Source organism: Bradyrhizobium tunisiense, from assembly GCF_042263385.1.
Taxonomy (GTDB): domain Bacteria; phylum Pseudomonadota; class Alphaproteobacteria; order Rhizobiales; family Xanthobacteraceae; genus Bradyrhizobium; species Bradyrhizobium tunisiense.
Genome location: NZ_JBHLEV010000001.1, coordinates 278,118 through 302,264 on the forward strand (window position 1 = coordinate 278,118; position 24,147 = coordinate 302,264).

Consider the following 24,147-nt stretch of genomic DNA (forward strand, 5'->3'; position numbering starts at 1 on the left):
GCGTTGAGGCGCTATTTCAGTACATGAAATATCGCTGCGCCATCGGCAGCACTTCGGCGGGGGCGCAGGTGAGCAGCTCGCCATCGGCCCGCACCTCGTAGGTCTCGGGATCGACCTCGATATTGGGCGTGGCGTCGTTGTGGATCATGCTTTTCTTGGAGATCCTGCCGCGGGTGTTCTGGACGGCATAGAGCTTCTTGTCGATGCCGAGCTTTCGCGCGAGGCCGCCGGTGACGGCAGCCTTAGAGGTGAACACCACGGAGGATGCCGTGCGCGCCTTGCCGTAGGCGCCGAACATCGGCTGATAGTGCACCGGCTGCGGTGTCGGGATCGAGGCATTCGGATCGCCCATGGGCGCGGCCACGATGCTGCCGCCCTTGACGATGCAATCCGGCTTGACGCCGAAGAAGGCGGGCGACCACAGCACGAGATCGGCGAGCTTGCCCTTCTCCACGGAGCCGATCAGTTTCGAAACGCCATGCGCGATCGCCGGATTGATGGTGTATTTGGCGATGTAGCGCTTGACGCGAAAGTTGTCGTTGTCCTTGCCCTTGTCCTGCGGCAACGCCCCACGCTGCTTCTTCATCTTGTCGGCGGTCTGCCAGGTCCGGATGATGACCTCGCCGAGACGGCCCATGGCCTGCGAGTCCGAGGACATCATCGATAGCGCGCCGAGATCGTGCAGGATGTCCTCGGCGGCGATGGTTTCCTTGCGGATACGGCTCTCGGCGAAGGCGAGATCTTCGGCGATCGAGGGATCGAGGTGGTGGCACACCATCAGCATGTCCAGATGCTCGTCGATGGTGTTGCGCGTAAAGGGCCGCGTCGGGTTGGTCGAGGACGGCAGCACGTTTTTGAGCCCGGCGACCTTGATGATATCAGGGGCATGGCCGCCGCCGGCGCCTTCGGTGTGGAAGGCGTGGATGGTGCGACCCTTGAAGGCCTTGATGGTGTCTTCGACGAAGCCGGACTCGTTCAGCGTGTCGGTGTGGATCATCACCTGGATGTCGTGAGCATCGGCCACCGACAGGCAGTTGTCGATCGCCGCCGGCGTCGTGCCCCAGTCCTCGTGCAGCTTCAGCGCGCAGGCGCCGGCCTTGATCATCTCGACCAGTGCGGCCGGGCGTGATGCGTTGCCCTTGCCGGAAATGCCGAGATTGACCGGGAAGGCGTCGAACGACTGGATCATCCGCGCGATGTGCCACGGGCCCGGTGTACAGGTGGTGGCGAAGGTGCCATGCGAGGGGCCGGTGCCGCCGCCAAGCATCGAGGTGACGCCGGACATGAGCGCGTGCTCGATCTGCTGCGGGCAGATGAAATGGATGTGGCTGTCGAACCCGCCGGCGGTGAGGATCTTGCCTTCGCCCGCGATCACATCGGTGCCGGGGCCGATGATGATGGTCACGCCCGGCTGGATGTCGGGATTGCCGGCCTTGCCGATGCCGGCGATCATGCCGTCCTTGATGGCGACGTCCGCCTTCACGATGCCCCAGTGATCGACGATCAGCGCATTGGTGATGACGGTGTCGGCCGCGCCCTGCTTGTTGGTGACCTGCGACTGGCCCATGCCGTCGCGGATCACCTTGCCGCCGCCGAACTTAACCTCCTCGCCATAGGTGGTGAAATCCTTCTCGACCTCGATGATGAGATCGGTGTCGGCGAGCCGCACCTTGTCGCCGGTGGTCGGGCCGAACATGTCGGCGTAGACAGAACGCTTCATCTTGACGGACATCACAAGCCCCGTTTGCGTTTGAATGTTTGGTGGGTCACAGCAAGGCCCTCGCTGCTTTCACGGCATCATCGAATTTCTCGTCGAGCCAGACATTGCCGCCGCGGCAGCCCGCAACGACCTGCGTGGCCCAGCCGATGTAATCGGCGAGATCATCACGCTCCTCGGCGCTCAGGTCGGTGTGAATGCGCGCCCCTGTATTGCTGATCTTGTCGGCGATCTTGATCAGCTTGGCACCCGGCGATTTGTTGGGCGCGTCCTCGATCTGCTTCTGCCGCCGCTGCGCTTTCGGCAAGCTCATGTCGTCGGTGCACTCGGCGACGAGCGAGGCGACACGCTCCGAAAATCTGTGCGCAAGCTCCTCGCGCGTGGTGTCAGTGTCCTCGATGGTGTCGTGCAGCCAGCCGGCCGCGACCAGCTCGGCATCAGCACCGTCGGTCGCAGTCGCGAGCAGGTTCGCGACCTCGGCGAGATGATTGGTATAGGGCTCATTGCCGCGGCCCTTGCGCGCCATGCCGTTATGACGATGCGCGGCGAGCTCGGCAGCTTCTGAGACGAGGCGGATGGGGGACAGCATGATCATGCCTCCTCGACGCCGGGAGACGCGCCACTCTTGTCATCAGTCAGGGACGCATCGCTGGACGGGGTCCCTCCCCCCTTGCGGGGGAGGGTTAGGGAGAGGGGTACCGCTTGCTCCGCTGCTTCGATAATGGAAAGAACAACCCCCTCGAGATTTTTCATCACGTCGTCGTTGGTGAAACGCAGCACACGGTATCCGCGGGATACGAACCATTGGTCGCGTCGCTCATCGTGGCGTACGCGGTCTTCGAAATCGTGGCTCTCACCATCGAGCTCAACGATGAGCTTGCAGGAATGAGCGACGAAATCGGCGATGTAGGGGCCCATGGGTGTTTGACGGCGAAAGGCCAGGCCCGCGAGGCGATCGGCCTTCAGGTAGCGCCACAGCAGCGTCTCCGCGCGAGTCATCTCGCGCCTCAGTCGCTTGGCGCGGGTTCTTTGCAACTGAGGGACCTCGTCGTGTGGCATACCCCTCTCCCCAACCCTCCCCCGCAAGGGGGGAGGGAGCCCGACCGGCGTGCTAACCTCACTGTGGACCACGGCACTCGCCTCGGCTTACGTCACAGCTTCCCCATGACCTCGCCACGGAAGCCGTAAATCGTCTTCTTCCCCGCCACCGCGACGAGTTGCACGTCGCGGGTCTGGCCGGGCTCGAAGCGGACTGCCGTGCCGGCGGCGATGTCGAGGCGCATGCCACGAGCTTTCTTGCGGTCGAACTTCAGGGCCGGGTTGGTTTCGAAGAAATGATAGTGCGAGCCGACCTGGATCGGGCGATCGCCGGTGTTGGCCACCGTTAGCGTCACGGTCTTGCGGCCGGCATTGAGCTCGATCTCGCCGTTCTGGATGAAGAGTTCGCCGGGGATCATGTCGCGCTCCTACCTGATTGGCTCATGCACGGTCACGAGCTTCGTCCCGTCCGGAAAGGTCGCCTCGACCTGGATGTCGTGAATCATCTCGGGAATGCCCGGCATCACCTGGTCGCGGGTGAGAACCTGCGCGCCGGATTGCATCAGCTCGGCGACGGTGCGGCCGTCGCGCGCACCTTCGAGGATGAAATCAGAGATGATCGCGATCGCCTCGGGATGGTTGAGCTTGACGCCGCGATCCAGCCTGCGGCGCGCCACGATCGCCGCCATCGAGATCAAAAGCTTGTCCTTTTCGCGGGGAGACAGGTTCATGCAGAATCTCTTCCGTTCAACTCGTCAATTCAGCCAGTCAGTTCAGCCAGAGCCGCGGCAGGGCCGCACCGGTGCGCGCCAGCACGGCCATCATGTCGGCGCGCAAGCGCGCCGCATCTTGGGCACAGAACCGCGCCATTGCAAAGCCATTCCACGAGGAGATTCCGACCTCGCCGGAGAACGACTCCGAAGCCTCCCGAATGCGCTCGACCAGTGTCTCGTCACCGGGCACGATCAGAGCGGTCCCGATCGCGGCACCGGTTTTGGCCACGGCAGATCGCCCAAGTCTTGCGCCGATATCGCCGTCGAGCCGGACCGTCTCGGCGAATACCAGCCTGCCGCCGCGACGCAGCCGCCAGCGATCGACGAACTCGCCCTGCTCCATCCGCTCGCCCATAGCGATCCGGCCGAATACGACAATTTCACAAAGGAGCAGCGAGGCCGCCTCGTCGAGTTCGATGTCGAAGCAGCGATGGACCCGCGCGCGGTCGAACAGGATGGTTTCCTGCGGCAGCCAAGACAAATGCGCGCCTGCGCCGACCTTCAGCGCGATGCCGAGCTGCGCCGCCGCGCCCGGCGCGCGATAGACCTTTTCGGCCGCCGCCGTCGTCAAGGTCAGCCGCGAGCGATCCGCCGCCGAGATCTCGATGTCGAAGCGATCGCCGCCGGCAACGCCGCCGGCCGTGTTGACGAACACGCCGGAGAGTCCGTCGTCTTCCGGCGAAGGAAAGCGCACGCGCAACGAGCCGGATTCATGCAAAGTCCCGCGCCGTGTCACACCATCGCGCGCATGCACGTCGAAGCGCACCGCGCCGCGGGCCCGGTTCGCCTCGAAAACCCCTGACGTGACCAAAACGTCGCTGCGCATCCGCCTCCCCAGCCGATCGCGGCAGAATGGCTTACAGCGCCATCTGGCGGCTGATCTCGCCCGGATCGAGATTGGAGCGGTCGCAGCTGAACTTCACCGCGCCGCGATCCATCACGGCGAAACTGTCGCCGAGTTCGCAGGCAAAGTCGAGATATTGTTCGACCAGCACGATGGCGATGTTGCCGAGATTGCGCAGGTACGAGATCGCACGGCCGATGTCCTTGATGATCGAGGGCTGGATGCCCTCGGTCGGCTCGTCGAGCAGCAGCAATTTTGGTCGCATCACCAGTGCGCGGCCTATCGCGAGCTGCTGCTGCTGACCACCGGAGAGATCGCCGCCGCGCCGGCCCAACATGGACTGCAGCACCGGAAACAGCGAGAATACGTCGTCCGGAATGTGCCTGTCCTCGCGCTTGAGCGGACCGAAGCCGGTCTTGAGGTTTTCCTCGACCGTCAGCAGCGGAAAAATCTCGCGGCCCTGCGGCACGAAGCCGATGCCCTTACGCGCCCGCTCATAGGGCTTCAGGGCCGTGATGTCGCTGCCGTCGAGCACGATCGCACCCGACGAGATCGGATATTGCCCGACCATCGCGCGCAACAGCGACGTCTTGCCGACGCCGTTGCGCCCGAGCACGCAAGTGACCTTGCCCGGCTCGGCCGCGATGGAGACGCCGCGCAGCGCCTGCGCCGCGCCGTAGAACAGGTTGATGTCCTTGACCTCAAGCATCACTCAGCGCCCCAGATAAACTTCAATGACCCGCTCGTTGGACGAGACCTGGTCGATGGTTCCTTCCGCCAGCACCGTGCCTTCGTGCAGGCAGGTAACCTTGACGCCGAGCTCGCGCACGAACGTCATGTCGTGCTCGACCACCATCACGGTATGTGTCTTGTTGATCTCCTTGAGCAGCTCGGCGGTGAGATGGGTCTCGACGTCGGTCATCCCGGCGACCGGTTCGTCGACGAGAAGCAGCTTCGGATCCTGCGCCAGCAGCATTCCGATCTCGAGCCACTGCTTCTGGCCGTGGCTGAGGCTGCCTGCGAGACGGTTGCGGGCGTCGGTGAGACGGATCGTCTCCAGCACCTTGTCGATGCGCTCGGACTCGGCCTTGCTGCCGCGCCAGAACAGCGTGCCGCGGACCGAGTGGTCGACATTGAGCGCAAGCAGGAGATTGTCCTGCACCGTCTGGCTCTCGAACACGGTCGGCTTCTGGAACTTGCGGCCGATGCCGAGCTCGGCGATGCGGGTCTCGTCCAGGCGCGTCAGATCGGTGACGCCGTCGAACAGCACGGTGCCCTCATCCGGCTTGGTCTTGCCGGTGATGATGTCCATCATCGTGGTCTTGCCGGCCCCGTTGGGGCCGATGATGGCGCGCATCTCGCCGGGCTCGAGCGTCAGCGAAAGATTGTTGATGGCGTGGAAGCCGTCGAACGAGACGTGCACGCCGTCGAGATACAGCATCGCGGAAGTCGTGCGAGTATCCATGACGTTCATCGCGCTACTCCGCCATCTTGGGTTCGGTGACACCCTCTTCGGCCGCAGCGCTCGCCAGGTTCGCGGCGTTGCGCTTTTCCTTCGACTGGTCCCACCAGGCATTGAAAGTGCCGACAATCCCCTTCGGCAGCAGCAGCGTCACCAGGATGAACAGCGCGCCCAGCATGAACAGCCAGTACGGCGCCAGCATGCCGGAGGTGAAGAACGTCTTGGCATAGTTGACGACGACGGCACCGAGCGCGGCGCCGACCAGCGTGCCGCGGCCGCCGACTGCAACCCAGATCACCGCCTCGATCGAATTGCCCGGCGCGAATTCGGATGGATTGATGATGCCGACCTGCGGCACGTAGAGCGCGCCGGCGACGCCGGCCATGCAGGCCGACACCGTGAACACGAACAGCTTGTAGGATTCGACGCGGTAGCCGAGGAAGCGCGTGCGCGATTCCGCGTCCCGCACTGCAATCAGCACCTTGCCGAGCTTGGACGAGACGATGGCGCGGCAGATCAGGAAGCCGATGATCAGCGCCAGGCAGCTCAACGCGAACAATGCGGCGCGCGTGCCTTCGGCCTGGACGTTGAAACCGAGGATGTCCTTGAAGTCGGTCAGGCCGTTGTTGCCGCCGAAGCCGAAATCGTTGCGGAAGAAGGCGAGCAGCAGCGCATAGGTCATCGCCTGCGTGATGATCGACAGATAGACTCCCGTGACGCGGGAGCGGAAGGCGAGCCAGCCGAAGCAGAAGGCGAGCAGGCCGGGCACGACCAGCACCATCAGGGCGGCGAACCAGAACATGTCGAAGCCGTACCAGTACCAAGGCAGATTCGAATAGTTCAGGAACACCATGAAGTCGGGCAGAACAGGGTTGCCGTAGACGCCGCGGGTGCCGATCTGCCGCATCAGATACATACCCATGGCGTAGCCGCCGAGAGCGAAGAAGGCGCCGTGGCCGAGCGAGAGGATGCCGCAATAGCCCCAGATCAGGTCGATCGCGAGCGCGAGGAGGGCATAGCAGACATATTTGCCCCAGAGCGCGACGAGATAGGTCGGCACCTGCAGGAACGAGCCTGCGGGCAGCAGCAGGTTGGAGAGCGGGATGAGGATGCCGCAAGCCGCAACGACGGCAAGGAAGATCGTCGCGCTGCGGTCCAGCGATCGCGTCAGCATGTGAGGGGTCATGCTTCCACCGCACGGCCCTTGAGCGCGAACAGGCCGCGCGGCCGCTTTTGAATGAACAGGATGATCAGAACCAGGATGGCGATCTTGCCGAGGACGGCGCCGGCGACCGGCTCCAGGAATTTATTGGCGATGCCGAGCGTGAAGGCACCGACCAGCGTGCCCCAGAGATTGCCGACGCCGCCGAACACCACGACCATGAAACTGTCGATGATGTAGCTCTGGCCGAGATTGGGGCTGACATTGTCGATCTGCGACAGCGCCACCCCGGCGATGCCTGCAATGCCCGAACCCAGGCCGAAGGTCAGCGCGTCGACGCGCGAGGTGGCGATGCCCATCGAGGCCGCCATGCGGCGGTTCTGCGTCACCGCGCGCATCTCGAGGCCCAGCGCGGTGTAGCGCAGCATCGCGAGCAGGATGGCGAACACGGCAAGCGTGAACACCAGGATCCAGAGCCGGTTATAGGTGATGGTGATCTGCCCGAGCTCGAATGCGCCGCTCATCCAGGAGGGGTTGCCGACCTCGCGGTTGGTCGGGCCGAACATGGTGCGCACCGCCTGCTGCAGCACCAGCGACAGGCCCCAGGTCGCCAGCAGCGTCTCCAGCGGACGGCCATAGAGGAAGCGGATGATGCTGCGCTCGATCAATACGCCGATCGCGCCGGCGACGACAAAGGCAAGCGGCACGGCGATCAGCAGCGAATAGTCGAACAGGCCGGGATAGCGGGTGCGGATCACCTCCTGGACCACGAATGTGGTGTAGGCCCCGATCATCACCATCTCGCCATGCGCCATGTTGATCACGCCCATCACGCCGAAGGTGATGGCGAGCCCGATCGCGGCGAGCAGCAGCACCGAGCCGAGCGAGAGGCCGTACCAGGCATTCTGAACCGTGGACCAGATGGCGAGCGAAGACTGGATTGATCCGATCGCGCTCGCGGCGGCCTTGGTCACCGAAGCCGGCTGGTCGCCCATGCCGGTGAGCAGCGCCATCGCCTCCTGGTCGCCGCGGGCCTTGAGCGTGGCAACCGCGTCGAGCTTCTCGACCTCGGAGGCATCCGCCTTGAACAGCAGGATGGCCGCGCGGGCCTCGCCCAGCACCGTCTTGACGGATCTGTTGGTTTCCTTGGCAAGCGCGGCGTCGACGGCCTCGAGCGCGGTCTCCTCATGCGACTTGAAGACGGATTGCGCCGCCTGAAGCCGCGTCCCGACGTCCGGCGACTGGAGCGTCAGGCCGCCGAGCGCGGCATCGACGCTGCGGCGCAGACGGTTGTTGAGGCGGACCGCGCTCGCGCTGTCGGGAACGCTGGCCACCGCCTGACCCGTCGCGGCATCGATCGACTTGCCGTCGGTGCCGGTGACGTAGACCTTCTTGCTGTCGGGGTCGGCCATGAGGCGGCCGTCCTGGAGCGCGCTGATGATGGGGAAAGCCAGGGGATTGCCGCTGCCCGCGACCGCGCCGATTGCCTCTTCCGTGTCGGAAAAATCGTCATTGGCGAATTTGGCGACCCCGTCCTCGAACGGACCGGCGAAGGCCGGCAGTGCGAACGCGATCAGCAACATCGAGAGCGCAAGCGAGCAGAGGCGCGCGGACAAATAGGCTGGCACTGTGAATGACCCCGGCGGAAATGAGTGGAGAAGGCGGCGGGATCGCCGCCTTCTCCTATCGTGCAATGCGTGTCAGATCCGGATCAGGAGCCCGAACCGAGGCACTTGTTGGTCTTGGTGTTGAAGTTGCCGCACTTCTTGCCGACCCAGTCGCCGATCAGGTCCTTGGAACCGTCGAGCTCCTTCGACCAGGCATCGCCCGCCACGAGACCGGGGGTCTTCCAGACCACGTCGAACTGACCGTTGGCCTTGATCTCGCCGATGAACACCGGCTTGGTGATGTGGTGGTTCGGCAGCATCTTCGACACGCCACCGGTCAGGTTCGGCGCCTCGATGCCGGGAAGCGCATCGATCACCTTGTCCGCATCGGTCGACTTCACCTTCTCGACGGCCTTCACCCACATGTTGAAGCCGATCACATGCGCTTCCATCGGATCGTTGGTCACGCGCTTCGGGTTCTTGGTGTAGGTCTGCCAGTCCTTGATGAACTTCTCGTTCGATCCGTCCTTGGTCTTGATCGATTCGAAGTAGTTCCAGGCGGCGAGATGGCCGACCAGCGGCTTGGTGTCGATACCGGCGAGCTCTTCCTCACCCACCGAGAACGCCACGACGGGGATGTCCTTGGCCTTGATGCCCTGGTTGCCGAGCTCCTTGTAGAAGGGAACGTTGGCGTCGCCATTGATGGTCGAGACCACCGCGGTCTTCTTGCCGGCCGAGCCGAACTTCTTGATGTCGGCCACGATCGTCTGCCAGTCGGAGTGACCGAACGGCGTATAGTTGATCATGATGTCTTCCTGGGCGACACCCTTGGACTTCAGATAGGCTTCCAGGATCTTGTTGGTGGTGCGCGGATAGACGTAATCGGTGCCCGCGAGCACCCAGCGCTTCACCTTCTCTTCCTTCATCAGGTAGTCGACGGCGGGGATCGCCTGCTGGTTCGGCGCCGCACCCGTGTAGAACACGTTGCGCTCGCTTTCTTCACCCTCGTACTGCACGGGATAGAACAGGACGCTGTTCAGCTCCTTGAACACCGGAAGCACCGACTTGCGCGACACCGAGGTCCAGCAGCCGAACACCACCGAGACCTTCTCCTTGGTGATCAGCTCGCGCGCCTTCTCGGCGAACAGCGGCCAGTTGGAGGCCGGATCGACGACGACGGCCTCGAGCTTCTTGCCGTTCACGCCGCCTTTCTTGTTCTGCTGGTCGATCAGGAAGAGGATGGTGTCCTTCAGCGTGGTTTCGCTGATGGCCATGGTGCCGGAAAGGGAGTGCAGCACGCCGACCTTGATGGTGTCGTCGGCGGCTTTCGCGCCGGTCAATGGAGCCAGGCCGAGCATCAGGCCGGCGGTCGCAGCGAGAACGCCGCGGCGGCTAAATGACGCCGCTATATCGTGAATGGATTTGCTAAGCATGAGTGTCTGTTCTCCCTGACGCAGACGTGAAAAACGCTGCGAAACGGCCCCACGGCCGCCTGCGATTAACGGATTCGCAAGAACCGTGCCATGGACGAAACACCCATCAACATCTTGATTTCGCTGGAATAACTGGCAGAAATCAAAGTTTGGCCACTATCAATCAGCTCAAATATTGAGCACTTCAAATGTATGCCAAAGCGGCATTGAGGTTATCTTTTAGGCAGATCGCCAGCTCTGGCTAAATTTCCGGCAAAACTATTTCTGCACCGCAATCGCTATTTCGGGCGCCCCTGCCTTGAAACCGCCCCCTCGATGTTCCATATGAACAACCGAGATCTCTTGCGAATCAAGGGGTCGTTGCGAGCCGCGTGTTCTTAAGCCCCTACGGGCCTCTGGCTTGCCCCATATCTCCCAAGCCATCCGACACCCTAAACACGCAGGTGTCTTCTCGACACCCTCTTGCGCGCGCCGCGCTGAATGCGCCGGGCGCCCGCTTTTGACATGGAAAGAACCCATCTTTTGACTTCGTTTCAGGATTTCGGCCTCGCCGAACCGATCGCGCGTGCTCTCACCGAAGAGAACTACGTCACTCCCACCCCCATCCAGGCCCAGACCGTTCCGATCGCACTGACCGGCCGCGACGTCGTCGGCATCGCCCAGACGGGCACCGGCAAGACGGCGTCCTTCGCGCTGCCGATTCTGCATCGCCTGCTGGAGAACCGCATCAAGCCGCAGCCCAAGACCTGCCGGGTCCTGGTGCTGTCACCCACCCGCGAGCTGTCGGGCCAGATCCTCGACAGCTTCAACGCCTATGGCCGCCACATCCGCCTGTCCTCGACACTTGCCATCGGCGGCGTGCCGATGGGCCGTCAGGTCCGCGCTCTGATGCCGGGTGTCGATGTGCTGGTGGCCACCCCCGGCCGCCTGCTCGACCTCGTGCAGAGCAACGGGCTGAAGCTCGGAAGCGTCGAGTTCCTCGTGCTCGACGAAGCCGATCGCATGCTCGACATGGGCTTCATCAACGACATCCGCAAAATCGTCGCCAAGCTGCCGATCAAGCGGCAGACGCTGTTCTTCTCGGCCACCATGCCGAAGGACATCGCCGAGCTCGCCGACGCCATGCTGCGTGACCCCGCCCGCGTCGCGGTGACCCCGGTCTCCTCGACCGCCGAGCGGATCAACCAGCGCATCGTCCAGGTCGACTTCTCCGCCAAGCCCGCCTTCCTGACCAAGCTTCTGAAAGACGAGCCGGTCAACCGCGCACTGGTCTTCACCCGCACCAAGCACGGCGCCGACAAGGTGGTGAAGTCGCTCGAGAAGGCCGGCATCCCGGCCAGCGCCATCCACGGCAACAAGTCGCAGAACCATCGCGAGCGCACGCTCGCCCAGTTCCGCTCGGGCGAGATCCGGACCCTGGTCGCCACCGACATTGCCGCCCGCGGCATCGACGTCGACGGCATCAGCCACGTCATCAATTTCGACCTGCCCAACGTGCCGGAAACCTACGTCCATCGCATCGGCCGCACCGCGCGCGCCGGCGCCGACGGCACCGCGATCTCGCTGGTCGCAGGCGGCGAGGAGCTCAGCTATCTCCGCGACATCGAACGGCTGATCCGCGTGGCGCTGCCGCGCGAAGACCACCGCACCGACGCCGGCCGCCGCGATGCCGGCCCTCCCCCGGCGCAGCAGCGACAGGGCCGGTCAGGCCGCCCCGGCCAGCGCCCACAGGGTGCCCGGCACGGCGACGGACGGCGTAGCGACGACAGGCATGCCGACGGACGCCATCATAGCGCCAGCAGGCAGGGCGACGGACGACCCGGCGAAGGACGCCATGGCGAGGGCAGGCCTGTTGATGGCAGGCCCGGTGAGGGCCACAAGGCCTCCAAGGGGTCTCGCCGCCGCCACGGTTCCGGTGGTAAGATGAACTCCTCACCCGCCGATCGGTCGGAACAGCGTCCCGCGCATAGCGCCGGCAAGCCTGATGGAATACAAGGCGTTGCCTTTTTGCGTCGCGAGAGTCGCCCCAACGGCCGACCGAATCGCAATCCTCATTCGAACTAACAGTCCACGACTGGAGACCCCCCACATGGCTAAGGAAGAGCTGATCCAGTTCGAAGGACTGGTCACCGAAATCCTCCCCGACGCCCGCTACCGCGTGCAGCTCGACGCCGGACACGAGATCGTTGCCTATACCGCCGGCAAGATGAAGAAGAACCGCATCAAGACGCTGGCGGGCGACCGCGTGACGGTGGAGATGTCGCCTTATGATCTCGAGAAGGGCCGGCTGATTTTCCGCCACAAGGACGAGCGTCCCAGCGGGGTGGGTGGACCGCCTCGTCCGGGCCAGCGCGGCGGCCAGTTCCGCCGCCGCTAGGCGGTTGCCGGCGCGCGCGCCGCCAGCCAGATTCCGGCCTGCCTGTCGATCCGCCGTGGCCCCCGCGGCGGATCAAAAAATCGTGCATGGCCGGATTGTTTTGAGGCCTCAATTCCGATAAAATGAATTAATCGATTTTCGGCCGGACGACATTAGCATCCACCGGTACAGCCGGTTCAGACACGCTGACGACCCTTCCAAAAATTCGATCTAACCGGCCTGCGCGAGCGGGCTCCAACATTGTGTTATCTGAGAAGGGACTACCCCCGTGAGCATGGGAACCGTGAAGTGGTTTAACGCGACCAAAGGCTTCGGCTTCATTCAGCCCGACGACGGCGGCCAGGACGTGTTCGTTCACATCAGCGCTGTTGAGCGTGCAGGCCTCGGCACGCTGCGTGAAGGTCAGAAGATCTCCTACGAGATCGTGGCCGACCGCCGTTCCGGCAAGTCGGCAGCGGACAACCTGCGCTCCGCAGGCTGAACCGCAGGGCGCCTGGCCGATCGGCTTGCGTCACCAAAGAAAGCAGGAAGGCCGTGCGCGACGCACGGCCTTTTTCATTCCGGAAGCCCGCTCGTGGAAGTCAGCACGAGGACGGCACGCCGTTGTAGGGAACGCAGGTGACCTGGCGCGGCCGCGTGTAGGACAGATCGCTCAGCGGTATGCTCGACTTCAGCACGTAGCCCACGGAAGGTATGTAAGTGTAGCTCGCCTCGCTGAGTATGAGGTAGGTCGACGGAATCAACAGGGTCGAGGGAAGCTCGCTGGTGACCTTGTCGCCGGCCTTCCGAGCCGAGGTCGCCAGCGTCGCCTGCGTCGCCCCGCTCGCAATGGTCCCGGCCTTGCTCCACTGGACCGTGGCAATGCTGTTGGCGTCGATATAGATCTGGGAGATCGAGCCTTTCACAAGTGTCGCGTCGTAAGGCATGATGATCGAGATGCTTGCCGTGAACGCGTTCTGCATGTCGGAATCGGTCAGCGTCGTCGACTGCGATGTCAGGTCGGACAGCGTCCGTGCAATCAATGTGACTTTGCGATCGATCGCCACGGCCGACGAGAATTCGACGGTACCGAAGAACATCACCAGCATCAGCGGAACGATGACCGCGAACTCGGTCGCCGCGAGCGCGCGGCTGTCGTCGACGAAGTCGCGCATCGAACTGCGCACGTTCCTCGAGAAATTCGCAATCGTCTGCATCGGTGCGCTCAGATCCATCTGCCTCAGAAGGGTTCGTTCTTGAAGGCTGCGGTCGCCACCAGCAGCCGCTTGCTGCTGCAACCGATGTTGTAGCCGAGACCGGTGACGATGAGCGGCCACTGATAGAACAGCCGCACCACGACGACCTGGCTGGAGCTGCCGGGATTATATTGCACGCCGGTCGGATTGAAGTTGCAGGAATCGCCGTAGCTGGTGAGACTGAGCGCCGAGAAGGAGCTGGTGCTCACCACGTCGACGTAAAGCTTGCTGCAATCGAAGAGCGCCGGGATCTGGCTGCAGACATAGGTCTTGAACGTGTTTTGATCACAAGCCGAGACCACATTGGGCGTGGTCTGACAGGCTGCCACGGAGCCGCCCTGCGCTTGCGCCTGGCCGGTCAGAATGGCACGCGCGGAGTTCTGGGTGACGGTCTCGAGCACCTGGCCTGCGAAGAACACCAGCGCCGTCTCGATGATGGCGAACAGCAGCGCGAAGAAGATCGGAGCGACCAGCGCGAACTCGACCGCCGCGGAGCCGCGGCGGCTGCCATGAAACCGGGATAGCGCTTTCCGGAGCGTGAACCTCGTAGGTGGAAGCGATGGCATCGCGTCAAATTCTCCAGCAGAGGCGATCCTCTGCTTCGATCAATAGCTAAAACTGATTGTTTAAGTGTTGCAGACGATTCACGTCCGGCGAACCGCATCGTCAAGGATGCGTTAACCGTGCGCGCCGCGAGACAGTGGAAAGACGGCGCGCGCGAAGCGAGCTCGCCCTGACATCCGGAAAATGCCCCGGCGGGATCATGCGACCCAGCCCGGGCGAACCCGCCAGTCGGCGGGCTAATTGGGCTTGGTGCCGGTACCGGCATTGCCGCTGGCACTGCTGCTCAGCGAACCGGCCTGGCTCATCGTGTTGTTGAAGTAGTTGTCACTGTCGCCGAGCGTCACGCGACGCTGGCAAAGCGGCACGCAGCTGTAGGACTCGCGCTCGATCCCGCGATAGACGGTGACGAGCCGGTCACTCGGACCCTCGACCTGGATCTGGCGGTCGACCAGAATCTCGCCGCTCCGGTCGAGCGCAATGAAATTGGTGGCACCATACCCCTTGCCGGTCACGACGATCATGCCGCCGGGCTGGAGGGTGACGTCCGCGATCAGGGGATTGCCGACCACGATGGTCGCTACCTTGCCGGGCAGCCGCACCAGCTTGGCCTGATCGACATTGACGGCGATGGTATCGGCGGTGGGCTCGGCGAGGCCGGCAGCCGGCGATACCAGCATGGCGGCAGCAACCAGCAGACAGACGCGCCCATGACGGCGCAGCAATTCTTTACGCATACTCTTACCCCCGGGACGTCACAAACCGGCAGAAGCGACCAGATATTGGCGGAGCCAGTGCCCGACCCCGGTAACCTGCCTTTAATTCGTGAACGTTCCGCAAACTCGCCGACTATTGTTTGAACGGACTGCCTTTACGCGCCAATATTCCAATCCTATTGGCGGAACGGATAGGCCAGCTGGCCCCCGAACTCCTTCGGCATGGTCGCTTCATCCTTGCCGTAGTCCTGCGGCAACTGCCCCTCCGGCATGCGGAAGGTGCCGAACAGCACATCCCAGATCGGGAACGTCCCGGCGAAGTTGGTGTTGCCACCCTCTTCGAGGGAGGTGTGGTGCCAACGATGGAATACCGGCGTTGCCAGCAAATATTTGAACGGTCCGAAGGTCCAGTTCAGGTTGGCATGCACGAAGGCCGAATGAAAGGTGGTGAACGGGCCGACCCAGATCATGACGTTCGGGGAGATGCCGGCCATCAGCAACACGACGTCGACGCTGATCGTCCCGAGCATGAGATTGACGGGATGGAATCGGGCCGCGGAAATCCACCCGATTTCCTCCGACGAATGATGGACGGCGTGGTACTTCCAGAAGCCGCCGTCATGGAAGAGCCGGTGCAGCCAATACAACATGAAATCGGACAGCACCAGGAACAGCACGGCCTGCACCCACAGGGGCAGCTGCGCCAGCGGGCCATGGCCGTTGTCGTAGAAGGCGATGAGCCCGTCGGCATCGTGGATGTTGAAGATGGCGCTGGCGCCGACGATCAGAAGCCCGATCCGCATGGTGCGGGCGAACACCGGAACGAAGAACCAGTAACAGATGTCGGTGACGATCTCCCGCTTGCGCCACCACGGCGCACCGGGATTGCAGGCCCAGAAATGCTCGAGCACGGTGAACACGGCCGCGAGCGCGAAGGTGACGGGGATGACCTTCACGATGGTCTCGCCGAGCATCAGGGCGACTTGCATGGGCAGGCTCGACATCATCGCCTCTCTCCGCGGAATCCAGTTCTCTTATGCCTACTCCGCTAGATTTAAGGGACGGTGAAGCCGCCGTCGTGCTCCCGCTGCATCTGGAACCGGAGCGGATTCCAACCGCGGCTTTAAGGGGAAATTCACTCTGGGCGAAAGCATCGCGCCGGAATCGGGTTTGCTCGATCGAATTAACTCTACCGAAAGAGCTCGGCTCTCATGGTCAAGGGGTCAAAGACGGCGCCGAACGAGGCGATCTTCACCCCAGATGGAGTTTTGTTCATGAAGAACTTGATTGCGCGTTTCGCGAAGGATGAATCCGGCGCCACCGCCATCGAATACGGTCTGATCGCCGCCGGCATCGCGCTGGCCATCATCACCGTCGTCAACAATCTCGGCACCACGCTGAACACCAAGTTCACCTCGATCAGCACGTCGCTGAAGTAAGCGACCGACGAACGACGGCAAGAGCCCCGGATCTCCGGGGCCTTTGTTTTTGAAGACGGCGAGTTCCAGTGGCGTTGCGCGAGTACAGAACCGATGCCGCGGTCGCGGCGAACCAGGCAGGGGCTGCGCAGGCCGGCTCGCCGGTCTATTGGGTCTGCCTTGCGCTGCTGCTTGCGACAGTCGCGCTCGCCGCGCGCATTGCCGGCTCCTGGTGAGCCCGCGTTCCGCGGCTTCGGCGCCCGCGACTCATACTGCCGTTGTCGGTTTATTTAGCAGTCCCGATTAGCATCGCCGGACGCCAGTTCCCGCGGCAAAACCCTCGGCCACAAGACGCAGCCCATGATCCTCGACCTTGCGCGCCTTCTGCTCTTCCCGGCCCTGATGGCGTTCGCCGCCGCGAGCGATCTCTTCACGATGACGATCTCGAATCGCGTGTCGCTGGCGCTGGTCGCGGGCTTCTTCGCACTTGCCCTCGCCGGTGGCATGGCACCTTACGAGATGCTGACTCATGTCGGTGCCGGCGCGCTTGTCCTGGTCGTGGCCTTCACCTGTTTTGCGATGGGCTGGGTCGGCGGCGGCGACGCAAAGGTCGCGGCCTCGGTCGCGCTCTGGTTCGGATTCGCGCAGTTGATGAACTTCCTGCTCTACGCATCGCTGTTCGGCGGCGCGCTGACGCTGCTCCTGCTCCAGTTCCGGCAATGGCCCCTGCCCTATGGGCTGGCGGGTCAGGCCTGGCTTGCGCGGCTGCACGCCAAGGAGAGCGGCATCCCCTATGGCATCGCGCTCGCCCTGAGCGCGCTGATGGTCTACCCGGAGACCGAATGGGTGAAGGCGATCGACCTCGCCCACCTCGCGCTGCGCTGAACGCACTGGGTAAACCCAGCGTTAAGGCGATTTAGATACGCCTCATTAACCATGCTTTGACGAATAGCTGGTCAACTGCCGATTACGGCGGCGGCAGCGTCGCGGCGTTTTGTTGGAAAGTGAAGCGTATGAATAGGGCACGCATTGTCGTCCTGGCGGTCGCCATCTGCGCCGGCGGCGTCGCCGCGTACCTGGCGAGCGGCACGGACAATTCTGCGCCGCCTCCGGCCCCGGTCGCGCAGCTTCCGACCGTCGACGTTCTCGTGGCCAAGAACGACATCGGCCTCGGTCAGACCGTGAAGCTGGAAGACGTGCAATGGCAGACCTGGCCGGCCGCGACCGCCAGCGCTACCTTCATCCGGCGCAACGAGCGTCCCGAGGGCGCGACCCAGGTCAGCGGATCGATTGCGCGTGCCCCCTTCATCCAGGGTGAGCCGATTCGCGACCAGAAGCTGGTCAAGGCCGAGGGTTCCGGCTTCATGGCGGCAATCCTGCCCACCGGCATGCGGGCGATCTCGACCGAGATCTCGCCGGAGACCGGCGCAGGCGGCTTCATCCTGCCCAACGATCGCGTCGACGTCCTTCTCACACGCCGGCTGAAGAACCCGGACCAGAGCAGCGGCGCTCCCGACGTCGTCACCTCCGAGATCATCCTGGCCAATATCCGAGTCCTCGCCATCGATCAGGCGCCGAAGGAGAAGGACGGCCAGAACGCGGTGGTCGGCAAGACCGTCACCCTCGAGCTCAATCCCGCGCAGACCGCGACGCTCTCTGCAGCCCGCCAGAGCGGCACGCTGTCGCTGGCGTTGCGCAGCATCGTCGACGTCAAGATGAGCGAAATCACGCTCGATGATTCCGCGCAGAAGCGGGACGGTATTTCGATCATTCGCTACGGCATTCCAAGTCAGACGGCGAAAGCACGATGAAGACAGTCGATATGAAATGCAGGGTGGATCTGGCGACGATGCGGACCTCCGTGGTCCGCGCCCTGTCGTTTTCGGCCGCTATCGCGCTGGCGCTCAACCCGGTGCTGAGCCCCGTGGTCGCCGCCGATTACCGACCCGCGGCATCGGCTGCGGCGGACGGCCAGATGAACGCGCGCTTCCTCTCGCTCGGCGTCGGCAAGTCCATCGTGATCGACCTGCCCCGCGACATCAAGGACGTGCTCGTCGCCGATCCCAAGATCGCCAATGCGGTGGTCCGCTCGGCGCAGCGCGCCTATATCATCGGCGCCGCGGTCGGCCAGACCAACATCGTCTTCTTCGATTCCGCCGGGCAGCAGATTGCGGCCTATGACATCGCGGTCAAGCGCGACCTCAACGGTGTGCGGGCGGCGCTGAAGCAGGTCCTGCCCCATGCAGACATCCAGATCGACGGGCTCGGCGACGGCATCGTCCTGACCGGCACGGCGGCGAACCCCTTGGAAGCGCAGCAGGCCAATGATCTTGCCGCGCGCCTGGCCGGCGGCGCCGACAAGGTGGTGAACTCGATCATGGTCCGCGGCCGCGACCAGGTCATGCTCAAGGTGACGGTGGCCGAGGTCCAGCGCAACATCGTCAAGCAGCTCGGCATCGACCTGACCGCCAACCTCAACTACGGCACCTCCGTGGTGAGCTTCTCCAACTCGAATCCGTTCACGGCTCTCGGCAAGAATCTCGTGGACGGCAACAATCTGACCACGAAGTTCGGCGGCGCGCCGTCGGTGCAGGCCACCCTGCGCGCGATGGAAACCGCGGGCGTGATCCGCACGCTGGCCGAACCGAACCTGACCGCGATCTCCGGTGAATCGGCAACGTTCATCGCCGGCGGTGAATTCCCGGTCCCGGCAGGTTATGCGTGCGATCCCGTCACGCATGTCTGTACCACCCAGATCAGCTTCAAGAAGTTCGGTATCTCGCTCAATTTCACCCCCGTCGTGCTGAGCGAAGGCAAGATCAGCCTGCGGGTGATGACCGAGGTCTCCGAGCTCTCGAACGAAAATGCGATCACGCTGTCGCAGGCCGTCAGCTCGACGTCGGTGAACTCGCTGACGGTGCCCTCGATCAGGACCCGGCGCGCGGAGACCTCGCTGGAAATTCCCTCCGGCGGCGCGATGGCGATGGCCGGCCTGATCCAGCAGCAGACCAAGCAGGCGATCAACGGACTGCCGGGGCTGATGCAGCTCCCGATCCTCGGCACGCTGTTCCGCAGCCGTGACTTCGTCAACAACGCGACCGAGCTCGTCGTGATCGTGACGCCTTACGTCGTTCGCGCGGTGGCGCCGAAGGACCTGTCGCGGCCGGATGACGGCTTTGCCCCGCCGGCGGACCCGCAGGCCCAGCTGATCGGCAACATCAACCGCATCTACGGCGTGCCTGGCCGGACCGAACCGGCCAAGAACTACCGCGGCACCTACGGCTTCATCACCGACTGAAGCGGAACGGGGACTTCACGATGATCACAAGACCACCCCAGCTTCGCAAACGCGCCATCCGCCTCGGTGGCGCGCTCGTCGGCATCGCGCTGGCGCTCTGCGGCTGCCAGCACGACGAAGTCCTCACCGCTTCCATTCCCGACGACTACAAGCAGCGCCATCCGATCGCGATCGAGGAGCAGAACCGCTCGATCGTCGTCTTCGTCGGTCATGCCCGCGGCGGATTGACCGCCGCCCAGCGCGCAGACGTGATGGGTGTCGCATCGGCGTGGTTGCGCGAAGGTACGGGCGCCATCCGCATCGACGTTCCATCCGGCACGCCCAACACGCGTCCGGTCGCGGACACGATGCGTGAAATCCAGGCGATGCTGGCAGGCGCAGGCGTTCCGCCGCGCGGCGTCAACATTCGTCCCTACCAGCCGGAAGACAAACGTTTCCTGCCGCCGATCCGGCTCACCTATTCCAAGATCGCCGCGGTCGCGGGTCCTTGCGGCCTGTGGCCGGAGGACATCGGTCCTTCGATGAAGAACAAGAGGTGGTTCGAGAACAAGGACTACTACAATTACGGCTGCGCCTATCAGCGCAACCTCGCGGCGATGGTCGACAATCCGTCGGACCTGGAGCAGCCGCGGCCTGAAACGCCGTCCTACACGGCCCGACGCATCACTGGTCTCGAGAAGTACCGCAAGGGACTCTCGACGTCGACCACCTATTCCGACGCCGACAAGGCCAAACTCAGCGACACCGGCAAATGATCAGCTACGCTCGCCAGACACACGAAGAGCAGCCGGAAGCAGCTCCTCCCCCGGTCGAGGAGCATATTGCGCCCGCGCCGCGCGTCTCGGTCCAGGCCTTTTGCGAGACTGTGGAAACTGCTGCCGCCGTCCAGTCGGCCGGCGAGGATCGTCGGCTCGGCAAGGCTCATCTGAAGATCCAGATGGGCGGCATGGCGGCCGCGGTCGAAGCCTACCGCTCGGCCCCCACGCCGAACGTGATCGTGCTCGAGAGCGACGGCCGCAACGACCTCTTGGGTGGGCTCGACCAGCTCGCCACCGTCTGCGACGCCGGCACCCGCGTGGTCGTGATCGGCCGCATCAACGACGTCACGCTCTACCGCGAGCTGGTGCGCCGCGGCGTCAGCGACTATGTGCTCGCGCCGGTCGGCGCGATCGACGTCGTGCGCTCGATCTGCAACCTGTTCTCGGCCCCGGAAGCCAAGGCGGTCGGCCGCATCATCGCCGTGGTCGGCGCCAAGGGCGGCGTCGGGGCTTCCACCATCTCCCACAATGTCGCCTGGGCGATCGCGCGCGACCTTGCAATGGACGCCGTCGTCGCCGACCTCGACCTCGCGTTCGGCACCGCCGGGCTCGACTACAACCAGGATCCGCCGCAAGGCATTGCCGACGCCGTGTTCTCACCCGATCGCGTCGACACCGCCTTCATCGACCGCCTGCTGTCGAAATGCACCGACCATCTCAGCCTGCTGGCCGCGCCGGCGACGCTCGATCGGGTCTATGATTTCGGCAGCGACGCATTCGACTCCGTTTTCGACACGCTGCGTTCCACCATGCCCTGCATCGTGCTCGACATTCCGCATCAATGGTCGGGCTGGACCAAGCGCGCCCTGATCGGAGCGGATGACATCCTGATCGTGGCCGCTCCTGACCTCGCCAATCTGCGCAATACCAAGAACCTCTTTGATCTGCTGAAGGCCGCGCGTCCCAACGACCGGCCGCCGCTCTACTGCCTGAACCAGGTGGGCGTGCCGAAGCGGCCCGAAATCGCCGCTGCCGAGTTCGCCAAGGCGATCGAGAGCCAGCCGATCGTCTCGATCCCGTTCGAGCCGCAGATTTTCGGCTCTGCGGCCAACAACGGCCAGATGATCGCGGAGATCTCCGCCAACCACAAGTCGATCGAGATGTTCCTCCAGATCGCCCAGCGCCTGACCGGCCGCAGCGAGACCAAGAAACAAAAGTCGTCCCTGTTTTCACCCCTGATTGACAAGTTGCGGGGAAAATAAGCCGCCGCATGGAGTTGTTAAGTGTTCGGTAAGCGTAGCGGAACAGACACCGACCTTCGGGCGCCCAAGCCCGGCGCCGTGTCGCCCGAGCCTGTCCAGGCTCCGGCGCCGACGGTGTCGCGCGCCCCGCCTCCGCCGGCCGTCGCCTCCCCGCCGCTTGCGCCTGCCAAGGCTCCACCACCTCCGCCCATGGAGAGCCGGCGCTCGGACAATTATTACGAGGTCAAGGCGACCATCTTCGGCGCGCTGATCGAGGCGATCGACCTGGCCCAGCTCGCCAAGCTCGATTCGGAGTCCGCGCGCGAGGAAATCCGCGACATCGTCAACGAGATCATCGCGATCAAGAACATCGTGATGTCGATTGCCGAGCAGGAGGAACTGCTCGACGACATCTGCAACGACGTCCTCGGCTACGGCCCGCTCGAGCCGCTGCTGTCGCGCGACGACATCGCCGACATCATGGTCAACGGCGCCAACACCGTCTACATCGAAGTCGCCGGCAAGATCCAGCGCACGGGTATTCGCTTCCGCGACAACCAGCAGCTCCTCAACATCTGCCAACGCATCGTCAGCCAGGTCGGCCGGCGCGTCGACGAATCCTCGCCGATCTGCGACGCGCGCCTGGCCGATGGCTCCCGCGTCAACGCCATCGTGCCGCCGCTGTCGATCGACGGGCCGACGCTCACCATCCGCAAGTTCAAGAAGGACAAGCTGACGCTGGATCAGCTCGTCAAATTCGGCGCGATCTCACCGGAAGGCGCGGAGATCCTCCAGATCATCGGCCGCGTCCGCTGCAACGTCCTGATTTCCGGCGGTACCGGCTCGGGCAAGACCACGCTGCTCAACTGTCTGACCAACTATATCGAGCACGATGAACGCATCATCACCTGCGAGGATGCGGCCGAACTGCAACTGCAGCAGCCTCACGTGGTGCGACTGGAAACCCGTCCGCCCAACATCGAGGGCGAGGGCCAGGTCACCATGCGGGAGCTGGTGCGCAACTGCCTGCGCATGCGTCCTGAACGCATCATCGTCGGCGAAGTCCGCGGCCCGGAGGCGTTCGACCTGCTCCAGGCCATGAACACCGGCCACGACGGTTCGATGGGGACGCTGCACGCCAACAACCCGCGCGAGGCGCTGTCGCGCTGCGAATCCATGATCACGATGGGCGGCTTTTCGCTCCCTTCGCGCACCATCCGCGAGATGATCTGCGCCTCGATCGACGTCATCGTCCAGGCCGCGCGCCTGCGCGACGGCTCGCGCCGCATCACCCACATCACCGAGGTGATGGGCATGGAAGGCGACACCATCATCACCCAGGACGTCTTCCTCTACGACATGGTCGGCGAGGACGCCAACGGAAAGATCATCGGCCGGCACCGCTCGACCGGCATCGGCCGTCCGAGATTCTGGGAACGCGCCCGCTATTACGGCGACGAGAAGCGCCTTGCCGCTGCGTTGGACGCGGCGGAAGTCAAGCCGACGACGTGAGCAGGACGGCACCGCCATGAACATGCAAGTCCTCGCCCTCGCATTTCTTGCCACCGCAGCCGTCGGCGGCATCGCCTGGGTCTTTCTCTATCCGCTGTTGTCCGGGGAACGAAAGGCCGAAAGCCGTCGAGCCTCGATCTCGCGCGCCGAGGTGCCCACGGCTCGCCAGGCCGAGAAGACCCAGCGCTCACGCCGCGAACAGGTCGAGACCACCCTGAAGGATCTCGAAGCGCGTCGCCTTCAGGAAAAGAGCGTTTCGCTCAGCGTCCGCCTGACACAGGCTGGGCTCGACTGGACGACACAGAAATTCTGGGTGGTCTCCGCCGTTGTGGCGGGCGTCCTCTTCGCGGTCGCCCTGTTTGCCGGCGGCGGCCTGATCGGTGCGGCCGGCCTTGCCTTTGCCGGCGGATTCGGGCTGCCGCGCTGGGCGTTGGGCTTCCTGAAGAAGCGTCGCGAGACCAAATTCCTGGCGGCGCTGCCGGACGCAGTCGACGTGATCGTCCGCGGCATCAAGGCGGGCCTGCCGCTGTTCGAATCGATCAAGGTCGTTGCCGCAGACGCGCCCGAGCCGCTGCGCAGTGAATTCCTGTCGATCATCGAGACGCAGGCGATCGGCATGCCCCTCGGCGAGGCCTGCTCGCGGCTCTATGAGCGCATGCCGCTGCCTGAGGCCAATTTCTTCGGCATCGTGGTTTCGATCCAGCAGAAGTCTGGCGGCAACCTTTCCGAGGCACTCGGCAACCTCTCCAAGGTGCTGCGCGACCGCAAGAAAATGAAGGAGAAGATCCAGGCGATGTCGATGGAAGCCAAGGCTTCGGCCGGCATCATCGGTTCGCTGCCGCCGATCGTGATGTTCCTCGTCTATCTCACGACGCCGCAATACATCTCGCTGCTTTGGACTCATCCTACCGGCCAGCTGATGCTGGTCGGCTGCGTCGTCTGGATGTCGATCGGCATCATGGTGATGAAAAAGATGATCAATTTCGATTTTTGAC

The 24,147-nt window shown here is 63.8% G+C and carries 27 protein-coding genes; 12 read left to right on the plus strand and 15 right to left on the minus strand.

The genetic code is table 11. The annotated features are described in order from the left end of the window. Positions 1 to 16 precede the first annotated feature (16 nt). The 11 genes from ureC to urtA form a co-directional block, all read right to left on the minus strand. Complete coding sequence (gene ureC / locus ACFDR6_RS01315; RefSeq protein ID WP_212087904.1) at positions 17 to 1,732, minus strand: urease subunit alpha; 1,716 nt, start codon at positions 1,730 to 1,732, stop codon at positions 17 to 19. A 34-nt stretch (positions 1,733 to 1,766) separates the two neighbouring features. After that, complete coding sequence (locus ACFDR6_RS01320) at positions 1,767 to 2,306, minus strand: HD domain-containing protein (protein ID WP_375857122.1); 540 nt, start codon at positions 2,304 to 2,306, stop codon at positions 1,767 to 1,769. A gap of 2 nt (positions 2,307 to 2,308) precedes the next feature. Continuing rightward, the gene (locus tag ACFDR6_RS01325; protein WP_375857123.1) at positions 2,309 to 2,776 is read right to left on the minus strand and encodes an endonuclease domain-containing protein; all 468 of its coding nucleotides are present in this window, start codon (positions 2,774 to 2,776) and stop codon (positions 2,309 to 2,311) included. 92 nt (positions 2,777 to 2,868) lie between these two features. Further along, positions 2,869 to 3,174, minus strand: coding sequence for an urease subunit beta (locus tag ACFDR6_RS01330; RefSeq protein WP_317241168.1), 306 nt, complete (start codon positions 3,172 to 3,174; stop codon positions 2,869 to 2,871). A gap of 9 nt (positions 3,175 to 3,183) precedes the next feature. Next, positions 3,184 to 3,486 carry an urease subunit gamma gene (locus tag ACFDR6_RS01335; protein WP_007605424.1) on the minus strand — a complete coding sequence of 101 codons (303 nt, stop codon included), beginning with the start codon at positions 3,484 to 3,486 and terminating at the stop codon, positions 3,184 to 3,186. A 37-nt stretch (positions 3,487 to 3,523) separates the two neighbouring features. Next, positions 3,524 to 4,354: an urease accessory protein UreD gene (locus ACFDR6_RS01340; RefSeq protein ID WP_212087892.1), complete on the minus strand. Its 831-nt coding sequence runs from the start codon at positions 4,352 to 4,354 to the stop codon at positions 3,524 to 3,526. Positions 4,355 to 4,385: 31 nt separating this feature from the next. Further along, positions 4,386 to 5,081 carry an urea ABC transporter ATP-binding subunit UrtE gene (gene urtE / locus ACFDR6_RS01345; protein WP_212087890.1) on the minus strand — a complete coding sequence of 232 codons (696 nt, stop codon included), beginning with the start codon at positions 5,079 to 5,081 and terminating at the stop codon, positions 4,386 to 4,388. A 3-nt stretch (positions 5,082 to 5,084) separates the two neighbouring features. Then, the gene (urtD, locus tag ACFDR6_RS01350) at positions 5,085 to 5,846 is read right to left on the minus strand and encodes an urea ABC transporter ATP-binding protein UrtD (protein ID WP_212087888.1); all 762 of its coding nucleotides are present in this window, start codon (positions 5,844 to 5,846) and stop codon (positions 5,085 to 5,087) included. A 4-nt stretch (positions 5,847 to 5,850) separates the two neighbouring features. Continuing rightward, positions 5,851 to 7,020 carry an urea ABC transporter permease subunit UrtC gene (urtC, locus tag ACFDR6_RS01355; RefSeq protein WP_212087885.1) on the minus strand — a complete coding sequence of 390 codons (1,170 nt, stop codon included), beginning with the start codon at positions 7,018 to 7,020 and terminating at the stop codon, positions 5,851 to 5,853. After that, positions 7,017 to 8,624 (minus strand): urea ABC transporter permease subunit UrtB, encoded by a 1,608-nt coding sequence (gene urtB / locus ACFDR6_RS01360; protein ID WP_212087877.1) that lies wholly within the window; start codon positions 8,622 to 8,624, stop codon positions 7,017 to 7,019. The genes urtC and urtB overlap by 4 nt, the downstream gene beginning before the upstream one ends. An 83-nt stretch (positions 8,625 to 8,707) precedes the next feature. Then, positions 8,708 to 10,036: an urea ABC transporter substrate-binding protein gene (gene urtA / locus ACFDR6_RS01365; RefSeq protein WP_212087875.1), complete on the minus strand. Its 1,329-nt coding sequence runs from the start codon at positions 10,034 to 10,036 to the stop codon at positions 8,708 to 8,710. A gap of 480 nt (positions 10,037 to 10,516) precedes the next feature. Between urtA and ACFDR6_RS01370 the strand changes: the two genes are divergently transcribed. The 3 genes from ACFDR6_RS01370 (at position 10,517) to ACFDR6_RS01380 (ending at position 12,894) form a co-directional block, all read left to right on the plus strand. Further along, complete coding sequence (locus tag ACFDR6_RS01370) at positions 10,517 to 12,100, plus strand: DEAD/DEAH box helicase (RefSeq protein ID WP_212087873.1); 1,584 nt, start codon at positions 10,517 to 10,519, stop codon at positions 12,098 to 12,100. Positions 12,101 to 12,125: 25 nt separating this feature from the next. Next, a complete protein-coding gene (infA, locus tag ACFDR6_RS01375; RefSeq protein WP_008131890.1) occupies positions 12,126 to 12,413 on the plus strand; it encodes a translation initiation factor IF-1 in 288 nt (95 codons plus the stop codon). A gap of 268 nt (positions 12,414 to 12,681) precedes the next feature. Next, a complete protein-coding gene (locus ACFDR6_RS01380; RefSeq protein WP_007599788.1) occupies positions 12,682 to 12,894 on the plus strand; it encodes a cold-shock protein in 213 nt (70 codons plus the stop codon). A gap of 100 nt (positions 12,895 to 12,994) precedes the next feature. Here ACFDR6_RS01380 and ACFDR6_RS01385 read toward each other — a convergent pair whose 3' ends face one another. The 4 genes from ACFDR6_RS01385 to ACFDR6_RS01400 all read right to left on the minus strand — a co-directional run bounded on the left by ACFDR6_RS01385 (position 12,995) and on the right by ACFDR6_RS01400 (position 15,929). Continuing rightward, on the minus strand, positions 12,995 to 13,609 hold the full coding sequence (locus tag ACFDR6_RS01385; RefSeq protein WP_249153341.1) for a TadE/TadG family type IV pilus assembly protein: 615 nt from the start codon (positions 13,607 to 13,609) through the stop codon (positions 12,995 to 12,997). A 23-nt stretch (positions 13,610 to 13,632) separates the two neighbouring features. Beyond that, entirely contained in the window at positions 13,633 to 14,214 is a 582-nt protein-coding gene (locus ACFDR6_RS01390; RefSeq protein ID WP_317241175.1) for a TadE/TadG family type IV pilus assembly protein, read from the minus strand. Positions 14,215 to 14,448: 234 nt separating this feature from the next. Further along, positions 14,449 to 14,946 carry a pilus assembly protein N-terminal domain-containing protein gene (locus tag ACFDR6_RS01395; protein ID WP_212087869.1) on the minus strand — a complete coding sequence of 166 codons (498 nt, stop codon included), beginning with the start codon at positions 14,944 to 14,946 and terminating at the stop codon, positions 14,449 to 14,451. A 155-nt stretch (positions 14,947 to 15,101) separates the two neighbouring features. Continuing rightward, a complete protein-coding gene (locus tag ACFDR6_RS01400) occupies positions 15,102 to 15,929 on the minus strand; it encodes a sterol desaturase family protein (RefSeq protein WP_212087867.1) in 828 nt (275 codons plus the stop codon). Positions 15,930 to 16,199: 270 nt separating this feature from the next. Between ACFDR6_RS01400 and ACFDR6_RS01405 the strand changes: the two genes are divergently transcribed. The 9 genes from ACFDR6_RS01405 to ACFDR6_RS01445 all read left to right on the plus strand — a co-directional run bounded on the left by ACFDR6_RS01405 (position 16,200) and on the right by ACFDR6_RS01445 (position 24,146). Continuing rightward, positions 16,200 to 16,364 (plus strand): Flp family type IVb pilin, encoded by a 165-nt coding sequence (locus ACFDR6_RS01405; RefSeq protein WP_027544253.1) that lies wholly within the window; start codon positions 16,200 to 16,202, stop codon positions 16,362 to 16,364. A gap of 68 nt (positions 16,365 to 16,432) precedes the next feature. Next, positions 16,433 to 16,579: a hypothetical protein gene (locus ACFDR6_RS01410; RefSeq protein ID WP_375857124.1), complete on the plus strand. Its 147-nt coding sequence runs from the start codon at positions 16,433 to 16,435 to the stop codon at positions 16,577 to 16,579. 124 nt (positions 16,580 to 16,703) lie between these two features. Then, entirely contained in the window at positions 16,704 to 17,228 is a 525-nt protein-coding gene (locus ACFDR6_RS01415) for an A24 family peptidase (protein WP_212087865.1), read from the plus strand. A gap of 128 nt (positions 17,229 to 17,356) precedes the next feature. Then, positions 17,357 to 18,154: a Flp pilus assembly protein CpaB gene (gene cpaB, locus ACFDR6_RS01420; RefSeq protein ID WP_212087863.1), complete on the plus strand. Its 798-nt coding sequence runs from the start codon at positions 17,357 to 17,359 to the stop codon at positions 18,152 to 18,154. Positions 18,155 to 18,165: 11 nt separating this feature from the next. After that, a complete protein-coding gene (locus ACFDR6_RS01425) occupies positions 18,166 to 19,641 on the plus strand; it encodes a type II and III secretion system protein family protein (protein WP_212089067.1) in 1,476 nt (491 codons plus the stop codon). 20 nt (positions 19,642 to 19,661) lie between these two features. Continuing rightward, entirely contained in the window at positions 19,662 to 20,396 is a 735-nt protein-coding gene (locus ACFDR6_RS01430) for a CpaD family pilus assembly protein (RefSeq protein WP_375857125.1), read from the plus strand. Then, positions 20,393 to 21,661 (plus strand): CpaE/TadZ family protein, encoded by a 1,269-nt coding sequence (locus ACFDR6_RS01435; RefSeq protein WP_212087859.1) that lies wholly within the window; start codon positions 20,393 to 20,395, stop codon positions 21,659 to 21,661. The genes ACFDR6_RS01430 and ACFDR6_RS01435 overlap by 4 nt, the downstream gene beginning before the upstream one ends. Before the next feature lie 21 nt (positions 21,662 to 21,682). Then, complete coding sequence (locus ACFDR6_RS01440) at positions 21,683 to 23,152, plus strand: TadA family conjugal transfer-associated ATPase (protein ID WP_317241176.1); 1,470 nt, start codon at positions 21,683 to 21,685, stop codon at positions 23,150 to 23,152. A 16-nt stretch (positions 23,153 to 23,168) separates the two neighbouring features. Further along, positions 23,169 to 24,146, plus strand: coding sequence for a type II secretion system F family protein (locus ACFDR6_RS01445; protein WP_317241177.1), 978 nt, complete (start codon positions 23,169 to 23,171; stop codon positions 24,144 to 24,146). The last annotated feature ends 1 nt before the right edge of the window (position 24,147 follow it).